This is a genomic window from Luteimonas sp. 100069, from assembly GCF_003813845.1.
Classification (GTDB): Bacteria; Pseudomonadota; Gammaproteobacteria; order Xanthomonadales; family Xanthomonadaceae; genus Luteimonas; species Luteimonas chenhongjianii.
On record NZ_RPFN01000011.1, the window covers coordinates 1 to 16,724 of the forward strand.

Annotated in this window: 12 protein-coding genes, 1 tRNA gene and 1 pseudogene; all 14 read left to right on the forward strand. The window is 64.4% G+C overall.

Features of this window, described 5'->3' with window-relative positions; genetic code table 11:
- A pseudogene (locus EGK76_RS15190) lies at window positions 1–333 on the forward strand (elongation factor Tu); the annotation flags it as partial.
- 206 nt (window positions 334–539) lie between these two features.
- Window positions 540–615, forward strand: a tRNA-Trp gene (locus tag EGK76_RS15195).
- A gap of 84 nt (window positions 616–699) precedes the next feature.
- A complete protein-coding gene (gene secE, locus EGK76_RS15200) occupies window positions 700–1,080 on the forward strand; it encodes a preprotein translocase subunit SecE (RefSeq protein WP_096300365.1) in 381 nt (126 codons plus the stop codon).
- A gap of 16 nt (window positions 1,081–1,096) precedes the next feature.
- On the forward strand, window positions 1,097–1,669 hold the full coding sequence (nusG, locus tag EGK76_RS15205) for a transcription termination/antitermination protein NusG (RefSeq protein WP_096297398.1): 573 nt from the start codon (window positions 1,097–1,099) through the stop codon (window positions 1,667–1,669).
- Window positions 1,670–1,870: 201 nt separating this feature from the next.
- Entirely contained in the window at window positions 1,871–2,299 is a 429-nt protein-coding gene (gene rplK, locus EGK76_RS15210) for a 50S ribosomal protein L11 (protein WP_096297399.1), read from the forward strand.
- Window positions 2,300–2,303: 4 nt separating this feature from the next.
- Window positions 2,304–3,008, forward strand: a complete 705-nt coding sequence (gene rplA / locus EGK76_RS15215; protein ID WP_096297400.1) for a 50S ribosomal protein L1 — start codon at window positions 2,304–2,306, stop codon at window positions 3,006–3,008.
- Window positions 3,009–3,382: 374 nt separating this feature from the next.
- Complete coding sequence (rplJ, locus tag EGK76_RS15220; protein ID WP_096297401.1) at window positions 3,383–3,913, forward strand: 50S ribosomal protein L10; 531 nt, start codon at window positions 3,383–3,385, stop codon at window positions 3,911–3,913.
- A gap of 57 nt (window positions 3,914–3,970) precedes the next feature.
- A complete protein-coding gene (rplL, locus tag EGK76_RS15225; RefSeq protein ID WP_096297402.1) occupies window positions 3,971–4,342 on the forward strand; it encodes a 50S ribosomal protein L7/L12 in 372 nt (123 codons plus the stop codon).
- Between the two features lie 234 nt (window positions 4,343–4,576).
- Window positions 4,577–8,752, forward strand: a complete 4,176-nt coding sequence (rpoB, locus tag EGK76_RS15230; RefSeq protein WP_096297403.1) for a DNA-directed RNA polymerase subunit beta — start codon at window positions 4,577–4,579, stop codon at window positions 8,750–8,752.
- Between the two features lie 87 nt (window positions 8,753–8,839).
- On the forward strand, window positions 8,840–13,114 hold the full coding sequence (rpoC, locus tag EGK76_RS15235; RefSeq protein WP_096297404.1) for a DNA-directed RNA polymerase subunit beta': 4,275 nt from the start codon (window positions 8,840–8,842) through the stop codon (window positions 13,112–13,114).
- A 258-nt stretch (window positions 13,115–13,372) separates the two neighbouring features.
- The gene (gene rpsL / locus EGK76_RS15240) at window positions 13,373–13,747 is read left to right on the forward strand and encodes a 30S ribosomal protein S12 (protein ID WP_096297405.1); all 375 of its coding nucleotides are present in this window, start codon (window positions 13,373–13,375) and stop codon (window positions 13,745–13,747) included.
- A 10-nt stretch (window positions 13,748–13,757) separates the two neighbouring features.
- Window positions 13,758–14,225 (forward strand): 30S ribosomal protein S7, encoded by a 468-nt coding sequence (gene rpsG / locus EGK76_RS15245; protein WP_096297406.1) that lies wholly within the window; start codon window positions 13,758–13,760, stop codon window positions 14,223–14,225.
- Window positions 14,226–14,408: 183 nt separating this feature from the next.
- A complete protein-coding gene (fusA, locus tag EGK76_RS15250; protein ID WP_096297407.1) occupies window positions 14,409–16,541 on the forward strand; it encodes an elongation factor G in 2,133 nt (710 codons plus the stop codon).
- Between the two features lie 90 nt (window positions 16,542–16,631).
- Window positions 16,632–16,724: GTP-binding protein (locus EGK76_RS15255; RefSeq protein WP_005434227.1), on the forward strand; the 93-nt coding region annotated here is incomplete at its 3' end.

A 16,724-nucleotide genomic window follows, 5' to 3' on the forward strand; every position in this document is an offset into this window, starting at 1 on the left:
GACGACGTCGAGCGTGGCCAGGTGCTGGCCAAGCCGGGTTCGATCAAGCCGCACACCGATTTCGAAGCCGAAGTCTATGTGCTGTCGAAGGACGAGGGCGGCCGTCACACCCCGTTCTTCAAGGGCTACCGTCCGCAGTTCTACTTCCGCACCACCGACATCACCGGTGCGGTCGAGCTGCCGGAAGGCACCGAGATGGTGATGCCGGGCGACAACGTGAAGATGGTGGTCACGCTGATCAACCCGGTCGCCATGGACGAAGGCCTGCGCTTCGCGATCCGCGAAGGCGGTCGTACCGTCGGCGCGGGCGTGGTCGCCAAGATCCTCAAGTGATCTGACGGCAGGGGGCGCGCGCAGGCGCGCTCTCTGCCATGATGTCATCCCCGCGCGACAGTTTTACGGCCGCAAGGCTGGTTGCGCGGGGTCCGGCGGCCCCCTGACGATCTCACTCAAACGGGAAGCCGCAAAGAGGCGGGCCGGCAACCCGGTCCGCCTTCGCCGTCTAGGAAATTCCGAAGACGGCAGTCGTTTCAAGCCGTACGCCAGTAGCTCAATTGGCAGAGCAGCGGTCTCCAAAACCGCAGGTTGGGGGTTCGAGTCCCTCCTGGCGTGCCATTCGCGGAATCGTCCGCGCGGGTCCGGGCGCTGCATGGTCTGGCCCGTCAACCGAGCAGTCGAATACCGATGAGTCGCCGCGACTTGAACACCAGAGTGGAACAATCGAAGGGCGCATCCTCGACGGATCTCGCCAAGTACGCCGCAGCTGTCCTGCTGGTCGTCGTGGGCGTCTTTGCCTTCTACTGGTTCCAGGCGACGCTGGCCACGCCAGTGCGCAGCATCATCGTGGCCCTGTGCGTCGTCGGCGCCACCGCGGTCTTCCTGACCACGGGCAAGGGACACAAGACCCGGGATTTCTTCTCGGAAACCCGATTCGAGATGCGCAAGGTCGTCTGGCCGACACGCCAGGAAGCCATGCGGCTGACCTGGATCGTGATCATCGCCGTGGCGATCATCAGCCTGCTGCTGGCTGGTTTCGACCAGATCATCCAGTGGCTGATCCGCCTCGTGCTGAGGCAGTGACGGAGTAACAAACGTAATGGAAACCGAAGGCGTCAAGCGCTGGTACGTCGTGCATGCCTATTCCGGCTTCGAGAAGTCGGTGGCCCAGGCGCTGCGTGACCGCATCGTGCGCATGGACATGCAGGACAAGTTCGGCGACGTCCTGGTGCCGACCGAAGAAGTGGTCGAGATGCGCGCCGGCCAGAAGCGCCGCTCCGAGCGCAAGTTCTTCCCCGGTTATGTCCTGGTGCAGATCCTGACCACGGACGACGGCGGTATCCCGCGCATGGACAACGAAAGCTGGCACCTGGTGAAGGAAACGCCGAAGGTGATGGGTTTCATCGGTGGCACCGCCGACCGGCCCCTGCCGATCCGCGACGAAGAAGCCGCGGTGATCCTGGACCGGGTGCAGGAAGGCGTCGAGAAGCCGCGCCCGAAGGTGCTGTTCGAGGCGGGTCAGATGGTCCGCGTCATCGACGGTCCCTTCAACGACTTCAACGGCGTGGTCGAGGAAGTCAATTACGAGAAGAGCCGCCTGCGCGTCGCAGTGCTGATCTTCGGCCGCTCGACTCCGGTCGAGCTGGAGTTCGGGCAGGTCGAGAAGGCCTGAACCCCGCGCGACCCGTCTGTGACGGGCGCGCGAATCCCTGCTATAGTGCGCGGCTCACTGTCCGGTCGAGCCGGGCATCCGCACAGGCCGCCGTTCGGGCGGCCTTTCGCGCGGATGGACAACGTGAATCCGGGACACGTGATTTTCCCGGAACGATGGGGAGCCTGAGCCCAGGCGCTTGCACCCGGAGAGAAGAAGACAATGGCGAAGAAAGTCGTCGGTTACATCAAGCTGCAGGTCAAGGCCGGTCAGGCCAACCCCTCGCCGCCGGTCGGTCCCGCGCTGGGTCAGCGTGGCCTGAACATCATGGAGTTCTGCAAGGCGTTCAACGCGGCGACCTCCAAGCTCGAGCCGGGTCTGCCGACCCCGGTCATCATCACGGCCTACTCGGACCGTACGTTCACCTTCATCACCAAGAGCACGCCGGCTGCGGTGCTGCTGAAGAAGGCCGCGGGCGTGACCTCGGGCTCCAAGCGTCCCAACACCGAGAAGGTGGGCAAGGTGACGCGTGCACAGATCGAAGAAATCGCCAAGGCGAAGGAAGCCGACCTGACGGCAGCCGAGCTGGAAGCGGCAGTGCGCACCATCACGGGCTCGGCCCGTTCGATGGGCCTGACGGTGGAGGGCTGAGACCATGGCAAAGCTGACCAAGCGACAGAAGACCCAGCAGGCCGCCGTGCAGCCGGGCAAGAGCTACGGCATCGATGATGCCCTGAAGATCGTCAAGGACAACAGCAGCGCGAAGTTCGCCGAAGCCGTGGACGTCGCTGTCCGCCTCGGCGTCGATGCGCGCAAGTCCGACCAGCAGGTGCGCGGTTCGACCGTGCTGCCGCAGGGCACGGGCAAGAGCGTCCGCGTCGCGGTGTTCGCGCCGGCCGGTGCCAAGGCTGACGAGGCCCTGGCCGCTGGCGCCGACATCGTCGGCATGGACGATCTGGCCGAGAAGATGCAGGCCGGTGACATCAACTACGACGTCGTCATCGCGACGCCGGACGCGATGCGCGTCGTCGGCAAGCTCGGCACGGTGCTGGGCCCGCGTGGCCTGATGCCCAACCCGAAGGTCGGCACGGTCTCCCCGAACCCGGGCGAGGCGGTGAAGAACGCGAAGGGCGGCCAGGTCCGCTATCGCACCGACAAGGCCGGCATCATCCACTGCACGATCGGCAAGGCCGACTTCGATGCGGAGAAGCTGAAGGAAAACCTGCAGGCGCTGCTCGCCGACCTGGTGAAGGCCAAGCCGGCCACCGCCAAGGGCCAGTATCTGCAGAAGATCTCGCTGAGCTCGACCATGGGTCCCGGCGTGACCGTCGACCAGTCGTCGCTGACCATCGCGCGCTGATCGCAACGTTTCAGACGCATCGCCCGGCAACGGACGATGCGTTTTTGGGGGCTACGTGACGGACTCGAAGTCCGGCGCGGCGCCGTCAAAGACCGCAGGCGCGGTCGACATCGCGGTGGCGACGGGCAGGGAGGCTCGAACTGGCAGGGAATCGCCGCCACCGATGATCGAGATCGCTTAATCCCGAGGTGCTTGCACCGAAAGGCCTGCGTAGATGGTGATGCCTTTTCGAAGTTTTCTGGTTCGACATCCGTCCAGCCAGACAGAAAGGCCACCACCGGGATGCTTCACGCATCCCCGGCCTCCAGGATGGAAGCCGCTCAGGACCGCAAGCGGCAGGAGCCGTGAGCGGAGTTCACAATGAGGAGTGATTAATGGCTCTCAATCTGTCCCAGAAGCAGGAAGTTGTCGCCGAGCTGGCAGAAGTCGCCGCGAACGCCCACTCCTTGGTTGCTGTCGAGTATCTGGGCACCACGGTCAGTCAGATGACCGCGATGCGCAAGAAGGCTCGTGAGACCGGTGTGTACTTGCGCGTTGTCAAGAACACCCTGGCCGCACGCGCAGTGGAAGGTACCAGCTACGAGTGCTCCAAGGACTCGCTGGTCGGACCTCTGCTGTATGCATTCTCGACCGAGGAGCCCGGCGCAGCCGGTCGCCTGATCAAGGAATTCGCCAAGGACAACAGCAAGCTGGTGCCCAAGGTCGTCGTCGTGGAAGGTCAGCTGTACCCGGCCAGCCATGTCGACGTGCTGGCATCGCTGCCGACGCTCGACCAGGCGCTGTCCATGCTCGCCCGCGTGCTTTCCGAACCCGCTGCGATGTTCGCCCGTGCCGTCAAGGCCGTCGGCGACAAGCAGGGTGGTGGCGAGGAAGCGCCCGCGGAAGCAGAGGCCGAAACGGCGTAAGCCGGGCTTGCCTGTTCAACGAAACCTAACCCAGAAAATTTTCCAAAGGTAATCACAATGTCCCTTACCAACGAGCAGATCGTCGACGCAATCGCCGAGAAGTCCCTGATGGAAGTGATGGAGCTGGTCAAGGCCATCGAAGAGAAGTTCGGCGTCTCCGCCGCTGCTCCGGTCGCCGCCGCCGCTGCCGCGGGCCCGGCTGCCGCTGTCGAAGAGCAGACCGAGTTCACCGTCGTCCTGAAGGCCGCCGGCGAGAAGAAGGTCGAGGCGATCAAGGTCGTCCGCGCCATCACCGGCCTGGGTCTGAAGGAAGCCAAGGACCTGGTCGAAGGCGCTCCGAAGGACGTCAAGGAAGGCGCCACGAAGGAAGAAGCCGAGAAGATCAAGAAGGATCTCGAGGCCGCCGGCGCGACCGTCGAAATCAAGTAAGCGGCACCTTGGCATCGCAGCGCATGCTGACGATGCACCGGGGCCGGGGGCGAAAGCTCCCGGCCCTTGGTCGTTCCGAAAGCCGGACGGCCTGAACAGACAACTGACGCAGTTGTCAGTGGGTAGTAGCGGGAGATGGCGTGCTGGTGCCGGCAATACCAGCGACTACCCAGTGACAGCTTTCTGTATCCCGGATCGCACTGCGATCCCATCGATTCATCGAGGCGTACTCCCATGACGACGTCCCAGCTCCAGCCGACCTACTCGTTCACCGAGAAGAAGCGCATCCGCAAGAACTTCGGAAAGCGCCGCCAGATTCTCGAAGTGCCTTTCCTCCTCGCCATCCAGGTCGATTCGTACCGGGAATTCCTGCAGACCGACCGTGACCCCGCCAAGCGCGAGGATCGTGGCCTGCACGCTGCGCTGAAGTCGGTGTTCCCGATCGTCAGCTACAACGGCTACGCAGCCCTGGAGTACGTCGGCTACAAGCTCGGCGAGCCCGGCTTCGACGAGCGTGAATGCCGCAACCGTGGCCTGAGCTACGGCGCCCCGCTGCGCGTGACCGTGCGCCTGGTGATCTACGACCGCGAGTCGTCGAGCAAGGCGATCAAGTACGTGAAGGAGCAGGAGGTCTACATGGGCGAGATTCCGCTCATGACCGAGAACGGCACCTTCATCATCAACGGCACCGAGCGCGTCATCGTCTCGCAGCTGCACCGCTCGCCCGGCGTGTTCTTCGACCACGACCGCGGCAAGACCCACAGCTCGGGCAAGCTGCTGTATTCGGCCCGCATCATTCCCTACCGCGGCTCGTGGCTGGACTTCGAGTTCGACCCGAAGGACGCGTTGTTCACCCGTATCGACCGCCGCCGCAAGCTGCCGGTCAGCGTGCTGCTGCGCGCGCTCGGCTACAACAACGAAGAAATGCTCAACGAGTTCTTCGACATCAACACCTACCACATCCTCCCCGAGGGTGAGGGCGTGCAGCTGGAGCTGGTGTCGGAGCGTCTGCGCGGCGAAACGCTGAACTTCGACCTGCTCGACGGCGAGAAGGTCATCGTCGAGGCGGGCAAGCGCATCACCGCGCGCCACGTCAAGCAGCTCGAGGCTTCGGGCATCACCGCGCTTGCGGTGCCGGACGACTACATGGTCGGCCAGATCCTCTCGCATGACGTGATCGATCCGTCGACCGGCGAGCTGGTCGCGACCGCCAATGACGAGATCTCGCTCGAGACGCTCGAGGCGCTGCGCAAGGCCGGCATCGAGACCATCGGCACGATCTGGGTCAACGATCTCGACCGCGGCCCGTACCTGTCGAACACCCTGCGCATCGACTCGACCAAGACGCAGCTCGATGCGCTGGTGGAGATCTATCGCATGATGCGTCCCGGCGAGCCGCCGACCAAGGATGCCGCGCAGAACCTGTTCCACAACCTGTTCTTCACCTTCGAGCGCTACGACGTCTCCAGCGTCGGCCGGATGAAGTTCAACCGTCGCCTGGGTCGCAAGGAGACCGAAGGCGCGTCCGTGCTGTACGACGCGAAGTACTTCGCCGAGCGCAAGGACGAGGATTCGGTGCGGCTGCGCAACGAATTCGGCCAGAGTTCCGACATCCTCGATGTGATCCGCGTGCTGACCGAGATCCGCAACGGTCGCGGCGTGGTCGACGACATCGATCACCTCGGCAATCGCCGCGTGCGCAGCGTCGGCGAAATGGCCGAGAACGTGTTCCGCGTGGGCCTGGTCCGCGTCGAGCGTGCCGTGCGTGAGCGCCTGACGATGGCCGAGGCCGATGGCCTGACCCCGCAGGAGCTGATCAACGCCAAGCCGGTCGCGGCCGCGGTCAAGGAATTCTTCGGCTCCTCGCAGCTGTCGCAGTTCATGGACCAGAACAACCCGCTGTCGGAAGTCACGCACAAGCGTCGCGTCTCGGCCCTCGGCCCGGGCGGCCTGACCCGCGAGCGCGCCGGCTTCGAAGTGCGCGACGTGCATCCCACGCACTACGGCCGCGTCTGCACGATCGAGACGCCGGAAGGCCCGAACATCGGCCTGATCAATTCGCTCGCGACGTTCGCGCGTACCAACCGTTATGGCTTCCTCGAGACCCCGTACCGCAAGGTCGTCGACAGCCGCGTCACCGACGAGATCGAATACCTCTCGGCGATCGAAGAGAACGACTACGTCATCGCGCAGGCCAACGCCGTGCAGGACGAGAACGGCACGATGACGCAGCAGTTCGTCGACTGCCGCTTCCAGGGCGAATCCCTGCTCAAGCCGCCGGCGGAGATCCATTACATGGACGTCTCGCCGATGCAGACCGTGTCGGTCGCGGCCGCGCTGGTTCCGTTCCTCGAGCACGATGACGCGAACCGCGCACTGATGGGCGCCAACATGCAGCGCCAGGCAGTGCCGACGCTGCGTGCGCAGAAGCCGCTGGTCGGTACCGGCATCGAGCGCGCCGTGGCGCGTGACTCCGGTGTGACCGTGAATGCCCGCCGTGGCGGCGTGATCGAGCAGATCGATGCCGGCCGCGTCGTGGTCAAGGTGCATGAAGAGGAGATTTCCGGCGAGCACGATGCCGGCGTCGACATCTACAACCTGATCAAGTACACGCGCTCCAACCAGAACACCTGCATCAACCAGCGTCCGCTGGTGAACGTGGGTGACGTGGTCGCGCGCGGCGACGTGCTGGCCGACGGCCCCTCGACCGACATCGGCGAGCTGGCGCTCGGCCAGAACATGCTCGTCGCGTTCATGCCGTGGAACGGCTACAACTTCGAAGACTCGATCCTGCTGTCGGAGCGCGTCGTCAAGGAAGACCGTTACACGACGATCCACATCGAGGAGCTGACCGCGGTCGCCCGCGACACGAAGCTGGGGCCGGAGGAAATCTCCGCCGACATTCCCAACGTGTCGGAGAACGCGCTCAACCGTCTCGACGAGTCCGGCGTGGTGTACATCGGCGCCGAAGTGCGCGCCGGCGACATCCTGGTCGGCAAGGTCACGCCCAAGGGCGAAAGCCAGCTGACCCCGGAAGAGAAGCTGCTGCGCGCGATCTTCGGCGAGAAGGCGTCCGACGTGAAGGACAGCTCGCTGCGCGTGCCGCCGGGCATGGACGGCACCGTCATCGACGTGCAGGTCTTCACCCGCGACGGCATCGAGAAGGACAAGCGCGCCAAGCAGATCGAAGAGTCCGAGATCAAGCGCGTCAAGAAGGACTTCGACGACCAGTTCCGCATCCTCGAGTCGGCGATCTACGCGCGCCTGCGTTCGCAGATCCAGGGCAAGGTCGCCAATGGCGGTCCCGGCCTGAAGAAGGGCGACACGGTCAGCTCGCTGGTGCTCGACAGCCTGAAGAAGTCCGACTGGTTCCAGATCCGCATGAAGGACGAGGACGCGTCCGAGGCGATCGAGCGTGCGCAGAAGCAGATCGACGCGCACCAGAAGGAGTTCGAGAAGCGCTTCGCCGACAAGCGCGGCAAGATCACCCAGGGCGACGACCTCGCGCCGGGCGTGCTGAAGATGGTCAAGGTCTACCTGGCCGTGAAGCGCCGCATCCAGCCGGGCGACAAGATGGCCGGCCGTCACGGCAACAAGGGTGTGGTCTCGACCATCGTGCCCGTGCAGGACATGCCGTACATGGCCAACGGCAACACCGTTGACATCGTGCTCAACCCGCTGGGCGTGCCCTCGCGTATGAACATCGGCCAGATCCTCGAAGTCCACCTGGGCCTCGCGGCCAAGGGGCTGGGCGAGAAGATCCAGCGGATGCTCGATGCGCAGGCCAAGGTTGCAGAGCTGCGGACGTTCCTCGACCAGATCTACAACCACGACAGGGCCTCGTTCGCGGAGCGCGTCGACCTCACCCAGTTCAGCGACGAGGAACTGCTGAGGCTCGCCGGCAACCTGACCGACGGTGTGCCGATGGCGACTCCGGTGTTCGACGGCGCGGCCGAATCGGAGATCAAGGCGATGCTGGAACTGGCCGATCTGCCCACCAGCGGCCAGACCCGGCTGTTCGATGGCCGTACCGGCGAGGCGTTCGAGCGTGAAGTGACCGTGGGTTACATGCACATGCTCAAGCTCAACCACCTGGTCGACGACAAGATGCACGCGCGTTCGACCGGTCCGTACTCGCTCGTCACCCAGCAGCCGCTGGGCGGCAAGGCGCAGTTCGGTGGTCAGCGTTTCGGCGAGATGGAAGTCTGGGCGCTGGAAGCCTACGGCGCGGCCTACACCCTGCAGGAAATGCTGACGGTGAAGTCCGACGACGTGCAGGGCCGCAACCAGATGTACAAGAACATCGTCGACGGCGAGCACGAGATGGTCGCGGGCATGCCCGAATCGTTCAACGTGCTGGTGAAGGAAATCCGTTCGCTCGCGATCAACATGGAGCTGGAGGAGCACTGAGGCAGGGAGCAGGCGCGCGGCGCGTGACCGCGCTGCGCGCTGCAGTAACGCATCCCCACCCAGGTTCCCCATTCCCGGAGTAAAGACATGAAAGACCTGCTCAATCTCTTCAACCAGCAGCGCCAGATCCCGGATTTCGACGCGATCAAGATCGCGCTCGCGAGCCCGGACCTGATCCGTTCGTGGTCGTTCGGCGAAGTGAAGAAGCCCGAGACCATCAACTACCGCACGTTCAAGCCCGAGCGTGACGGCCTGTTCTGCGCCGCCATCTTCGGTCCGATCAAGGACTACGAGTGCCTGTGCGGCAAGTACAAGCGCATGAAGCACCGCGGTGTGGTCTGCGAGAAGTGCGGCACGGAAGTCACGCTGGCCAAGGTGCGCCGCGAGCGCATGGGTCACATCGACCTGGCCTCGCCGGTCGCGCACATCTGGTTCCTCAAGTCGCTGCCGTCGCGCATCGGCCTGATGCTGGACATGACCCTGCGCGACATCGAGCGCATCCTGTACTTCGAAGCGTTCGTGGTGACCGAGCCGGGCCTGACCCCGCTCGAGCGCAGCCAGCTGCTCAACGAAGAGCAGTACATGCAGATGCGCCAGGAGCACGGCGACGACTTCGACGCCGCGATGGGCGCCGAGGCGGTCTATGACCTGCTGCGCACGATCGACCTGCAGGCCGAGATGATCCGGCTCAAGGAAGAGATCGCCGCGACCGGCTCGGAAACCAAGCTCAAGCGTCTGACCAAGCGCATCAAGCTGGTCGAGGCCTTCATCGAGTCGGGCAACCGCCCCGAGTGGATGATCATGACCGTGCTGCCGGTGCTGCCGCCGGATCTGCGTCCGCTGGTGCCCCTGGACGGTGGCCGCTTCGCGACCTCGGATCTCAACGATCTATATCGCCGCGTCATCAACCGCAACAACCGCCTGCGTCGCCTGCTCGAGCTCAACGCGCCCGACATCATCGTGCGCAACGAAAAGCGCATGCTGCAGGAGTCGGTCGATGCCCTGATGGACAACGGCCGCCGTGGCCGTGCCATCACCGGCACCAACAAGCGCCCGCTCAAGTCGCTGGCCGACATGATCAAGGGCAAGCAGGGCCGGTTCCGCCAGAACCTGCTCGGCAAGCGCGTCGACTACTCGGGCCGTTCGGTCATCGTGGTCGGCCCGACCCTGCGCCTGCACGAGTGCGGCCTGCCGAAGAAGATGGCGCTGGAACTGTTCAAGCCCTTCATCTTCGCCAAGCTGCAGCGCCGTGGCCTGGCCACGACGATCAAGGCCGCCAAGAAGCTGGTCGAGCGCGAAGAGGCCGAGGTGTGGGACATCCTCGAAGAGGTGATCCGCGAACACCCGGTCATGCTCAACCGCGCGCCGACGCTGCACCGTCTGGGCATCCAGGCGTTCGAGCCGGTGCTCATCGAAGGCAAGGCGATCCAGCTGCATCCGCTGGTGTGTACCGCGTTCAACGCCGACTTCGACGGTGACCAGATGGCGGTCCACGTGCCGCTGAGCCTGGAAGCCCAGCTCGAAGCGCGTGCGCTGATGATGGCGTCGAACAACATCCTCTCGCCCGCCAACGGCGAGCCGATCATCGTGCCGTCGCAGGACGTCGTGCTCGGCCTGTACTACATGACCCGAGCGCTGGAGAACATCCCGGGTGAGGGCATGATCTTCGCGAACATCGCCGAAGTGCGCCGCGCGTTCGACAACAAGGCCGCCGGCCTGCACGCCAAGATCAAGGTCCGCATCCAGCAGACCGTGATCGGCGAGGACGGCACGCGCGAGAAGGTGACCTCGATCGTCGACACGACCGTGGGTCGCGCCCTGCTGCTCGAGATCATGCCCGACGGCCTGCCGTTCGAGCTGGCCAACACCGAGCTCAACAAGAAGAACATCTCGCGCCTGATCAACGCCTGCTACCGTCGCCTGGGCCTGAAGGACACCGTGGTGTTCGCCGACAAGCTGATGTACACCGGCTTCGGCAACGCGACGCGCGCAGGCGTGTCGATCGGCATCAACGACATGACCATCCCGACCGAGAAGGCCGGCATCCTGGTCGAGGCCGAGGCCGAGGTGCTGGAAATCCAGCAGCAGTACCAGTCGGGCCTGGTCACCGCGGGCGAGCGCTACAACAAGGTCGTCGACATCTGGTCGCGCACGAACGAGCGCATCGCCAAGGCGATGATGGACACCATCGGCACCGAGAAGGTCGTCAACGCCAAGGGCGAGACGATCGATCAGAAGTCGATGAACTCGCTCTACATCATGGCCGACTCCGGTGCGCGTGGTTCGCAGGCGCAGATCCGTCAGCTGGCCGGCATGCGCGGCCTGATGGCCAAGCCGGACGGCTCGATCATCGAAACGCCGATCATCGCGAACTTCCGCGAAGGTCTGAACGTGCAGGAGTACTTCAACTCCACCCACGGTGCCCGTAAGGGTCTGGCCGATACCGCGCTCAAGACGGCGAACTCCGGTTACCTGACCCGTCGCCTGGTCGACGTGGCGCAGGACGTGGTGATCACCGAGGTCGACTGCGGCACCATGGACGGCCTCACCATGACGCCGATCGTGGAAGGCGGCGACGTCGTCGAGCCGCTGCGTGACCGCGTGCTGGGTCGTGTCGTGGCCGAGGACGTGTTCCTGCCCGGCAACGACGAGGATCCGATCGTCACCCGCAACACGCTGCTCGACGAGCAGTGGGTCCAGCGCCTCGAAGAGGCGGGCGTGCAGTCGATCCAGGTCCGCTCGACGATCACCTGCGAAGCCGGTTTCGGCGTCTGCGCGAATTGCTACGGTCGTGACCTCGGTCGCGGCCACCTGGTCAACCAGGGCGAGGCCGTGGGTGTGGTCGCGGCGCAGTCGATCGGTGAGCCCGGTACACAGCTCACCATGCGTACGTTCCACATCGGTGGCGCGGCGTCGCGTGCTGCCGCCATCGACAACGTGACGGTCAAGACCACCGGCTCGATCAAGTTCAACAACCTCAAGCACGTCAAGCACGAAAGCGGCAACCTGGTCGCGGTGTCGCGCTCGGGCGAACTGTCGGTGCTCGACGGCCACGGCCGCGAGCGCGAGCGCTACAAGCTGCCCTACGGCGCGACCATCACCGTCAATGACGGCGACGCGATCAAGGCTGGCCAGACCGTTGCGAACTGGGATCCCCATAACCACCCGATCGTGTCGGAAGTGGCGGGCTTCATCCGCTTCGTGGACTTCGTCGACGGCATCACCGTCATCGAGAAGACCGACGAACTGACCGGCCTGGCGTCGCGCGAGATCACCGATCCCAAGCGTCGTGGCTCGATGGGCAAGGACCTGCGTCCGATCGTCCGCATCGTCGATGCCAAGGGCAACGACCTGTCGATCCCGGGCACCGATCTGCCGGCGCAGTACCTGCTGCCGCCGCGCTCGATCGTCAACCTGCAGGACGGCGATCCCGTCGGCGTGGGTGACGTGGTGACCAAGGTGCCGCAGGAAGCGTCCAAGACCCGCGACATCACCGGTGGTCTGCCGCGCGTGGCCGACCTGTTCGAAGCGCGCAAGCCCAAGGATCAGGCGATCCTCGCCGAGATCTCGGGCATCGTCAGCTTCGGCAAGGACACCAAGGGCAAGCAGCGCCTGATCATCAAGGGCCTTGACGGTGTCGACCACGAAGAGCTGATCCCCAAGTACCGCCAGATCATCGTGTTCGAAGGCGAGCACGTGGAGAAGGGCGAGACCGTGGTGGACGGCGAGCCCGGCCCGCAGGACATCCTGCGCCTGAAGGGCGTGGAGGAACTGGCGTCGTACCTGACGAAGGAAATCCAGGACGTCTATCGCCTGCAGGGCGTGAAGATCAACGACAAGCACATCGAGGTGATCGTTCGCCAGATGCTGCGCAAGGTCGAGATCACCGACGCCGGCGATTCGAAGTTCCTCAACGGCGAGCAGGTCGAGCGCCAGCGCGTGCTCGAGGACAACGTCAAGCTCATTGCGCGCAACGAGCTGCCGGCGAAGTTCGATCCGGTCCTGCTGGGCATCACCAAGGCCTCGCTGGCGACCGAGTCGTTCATCTCGGCGGCCTCGTTCCAGGAGACCACCCGCGTGCTCACCGAGGCGGCCGTCCGCGGTACGCGCGACAGCCTGCGCGGTCTCAAGGAGAACGTGATCGTCGGTCGTCTGATTCCGGCCGGTACCGGTCTGGCGTACCACGCCCGTCGTCGTCGCGCCGCCTCCGGCCTGACGGAGTCGGAAATGGACGCGCTTTCGGGCGGCACCGTGACCGAGCTCGAAGCCGAGGCCGCGGCTGCTCCGGCCTCGCCGGAGCAGGTCATGCTTGAAGATGCACCGGTGACGCCGGCCGCTGACAGCGACGGCGAAGCACGCTAAGATTGCACCCCTTCGGCGGCCCCTCGCGGGCCGCCCAGACTCCGAAAAGAGGCGCAGGACGCGGCTCGTATTCGGTCCAGGATGGACGGGAGAGGTTGTATGCCGGGCTGCATTCCCCAGGGAACGGCCGGCGGCGGTGTGACCCGCGTTGACGGTATCCGTCGGCGCGGGCTATACTTTTTCGTCTGACAGGCGGCAACTTTCCGTCTGTCTTCGTTTTTCACCGGGCCCCGGCCCGAACAAAAGACCCGAGACCTGATGGCAACGATCAACCAGCTGGTGCGGAAGCCGCGCAGCCCAGAAACCTACAAGAGCACTTCGCCTGCATTGGCGAACTGCCCGCAGCGCCGTGGCGTCTGCACCCGCGTGTACACCACGACCCCGAAGAAGCCGAACTCGGCGCTTCGCAAGGTCGCCAAGGTGCGCCTGACCAACGGCTACGAGGTCATCTCGTACATCGGTGGTGAAGGCCACAACCTGCAGGAGCACAGCGTGGTGCTGATCCGCGGCGGTCGCGTCAAGGACCTCCCGGGCGTGCGTTACCACACCGTGCGCGGTTCGCTCGACGCTGCGGGTGTCACGAAGCGCCGTCAGGCGCGCTCGAAGTACGGCGCCAAGCGTCCGAAGGGCTGAGGATTAAACAATGTCGCGTAAAGGAAACACCCCGCAGCGTTCGGTGCTGCCCGACCCGAAGCACAACAGCGATACGATCGCGCGCTTCATCAACATGGTCATGAAGAGTGGCAAGAAGTCGATCGCTGAAAAGATCGTCTACGGTGCCATGGATGTGATCAGCGAGAAGAACGGCAACCCGCTCGAGTTGGTCGAGAAGGCGCTGAGCAACATCTCGCCGGCCGTCGAGGTGAAGTCCCGCCGTGTCGGCGGTGCCACGTATCAGGTGCCGGTCGAAGTGCGCGCCTCGCGCCGCATGGCGCTGGCAATGCGCTGGCTGATCGAGTCGGCGCGCAAGCGCGGCGAGAACACCATGCCGCGCAAGCTTGCCGCCGAACTGATCGACGCGTCCGAGAACCGGGGCGGCGCGATCAAGAAGCGTGAAGAAACCCACCGCATGGCCGACGCCAACAAGGCGTTCGCGCACTACCGCTGGTAAGCGGATCTGCGGGCTCCGGTTGATTCCGGAGCCCGCCGGCACCATCCAGGTGCCTTCAAGCGGTCGCTGGCCGCACGCAGGATCCGAAGGCCGCCGCAAGGCGGCATTCGTCCATTCAAGCGATTCCATCGCGAAGGCTCCGTGTTTCCGTCGGGGCTTCGCCATTCAATACGAGAAACCGACGTGGCTCGCACGACTCCCATCGAACGCTACCGCAATTTCGGCATCATGGCCCACATCGATGCCGGCAAGACCACGACCTCCGAGCGCATCCTGTTCTACACCGGCAAGAGCCACAAGATCGGTGAAGTGCACGACGGCGCTGCCACCATGGACTGGATGGAGCAGGAGCAGGAACGTGGCATCACGATCCAGTCCGCAGCCACGACCGCGTTCTGGAAGGGCATGGACAAGTCGTTGCCCGAGTACCGCTTCAACATCATCGATACCCCCGGCCACGTCGACTTCACCATCGAAGTGGAGCGCAGCCTGCGCGTGCTCGACGGCGCGGTGTTCGTGCTGTGTGCGGTCGGTGGCGTGCAGCCGCAGTCCGAGACTGTGTGGCGCCAGGCGAACAAGTATCACGTGCCCCGCATCGCGTTCGTCAACAAGATGGACCGCACCGGCGCCAACTTCAACAAGGTCCGCGACCAGCTGAAGTCGCGCCTGGGCGCGGCTCCGGTTCCGATGCAGGTGCCGATCGGTGCCGAGGACGGTTTCGAGGGCGTGGTCGACCTGCTCAAGATGAAGGCGATCCACTGGGATACCGCATCGCAGGGTCTGACGTTCGAGTATCGCGAGATCCCGGCCGAGCTGCAGGCGCAGGCCGAGGAAGCCCGTGCGTTCATGGTCGAGTCGGCCGCCGAGGCCAGCGAAGAGCTGATGAACAAGTATCTCGAGGGCGGCGAGCTCTCCGAGGAAGAGATCGTCAACGGCCTGCGCGAGCGCACGCTCAAGACCGAGATCGTGCCGATGTACTGCGGCACCGCGTTCAAGAACAAGGGCGTCCAGGCGATGCTCGATGGCGTGGTGCAGCTGCTGCCTTCGCCGGTCGATGTGCCGTCCATCAAGGGCGTGGACGTCGATGACGAGACCAAGGAGCTCACCCGCGAGTCGAGCGACAAGGCGCCGTTCTCGGCGCTCGCGTTCAAGATCATGACCGACCCGTTCGTGGGTTCGCTGACCTTCTTCCGCGTCTACTCGGGCATGCTCAATGCCGGCGACCAGGTCTACAACTCGGTCAAGGGCAAGAAGGAGCGCATCGGCCGTCTGCTGCAGATGCATTCCAACAACCGTGAAGAGATCAAGGAAGTGCTGGCGGGCGACATCGCCGCCGCGGTGGGTCTGAAGGACGTCACCACCGGCGACACGCTGTGCTCGCAGGACAATCCGATCATTCTCGAGCGCATGGTGTTCCCCGAGCCCGTCATCTCGATGGCGGTCGAGCCCAAGACCAAGTCGGACCAGGAAAAGATGGGCCTCGCCCTTGGTCGCCTGGCGCAGGAGGATCCGTCCTTCCGCGTGCGTACCGACGAAGAGTCCGGCCAGACCATCATCGCCGGCATGGGCGAGCTGCACCTGGACATCATCGTCGACCGCATGAAGCGCGAGTTCAACGTCGAAGCCAACGTCGGCAAGCCGCAGGTCGCGTATCGCGAGACGATCCGCAGCAGCGACGTGAAGTCGGACTACAAGCACGCCAAGCAGTCGGGTGGTAAGGGTCAGTACGGTCACGTCGTGATCGAGCTGTCGCCGCTGACCGATGCCGACCGTGCGGATCCGAAGATCGCAGCCGACATCAAGGACGACTTCCTCTTCATCAACGACATCACCGGTGGCGTGATCCCGAAGGAATTCATTCCTTCGGTCGAGAAGGGCATCCGCGAGACGATCACCAGCGGTCCGCTGGCGGGCTTCCCGGTCGTCGGCGTCAAGGTCAAGCTGGTGTTCGGCTCGTACCACGACGTCGACTCGTCGGAAATGGCGTTCAAGCTCGCCGCGTCGATGGCGTTCAAGCAGGGCTTCGTCAAGGCGAGCCCGGCGCTGCTCGAGCCGATGATGAAGGTCGAGATCGTCAGCCCCGAGGAGTACCTCGGTGACGTGATGGGCGACGTCAGTCGTCGTCGCGGCATCCTGCAGGGTCAGGACGACAGCCCGTCGGGCAAGATCATCAACGCGATGATCCCGCTGGGCGAGATGTTCGGCTACGCGACGACGCTGCGCTCGATGTCCCAGGGCCGTGCGACGTTCTCGATGGAGTTCGACCACTACGCGGAAGCCCCGGCCAACATCGCCGAGACCGTCACCAAGAAGTAATGCATCGGGATTGGAATCCGGCGTTCGCATCGCGGCGCCGGATTTCCGGATCCCAGTTTCCAGTCCCGAATCAAACAGAGGTTAACCACCATGGCAAAGGGTAAGTTCGAGCGCACCAAGCCCCACGTGAACGTGGGCACGATCGGTCACGTCGACCACGGCAAGACGACGCTGACGGCGGCG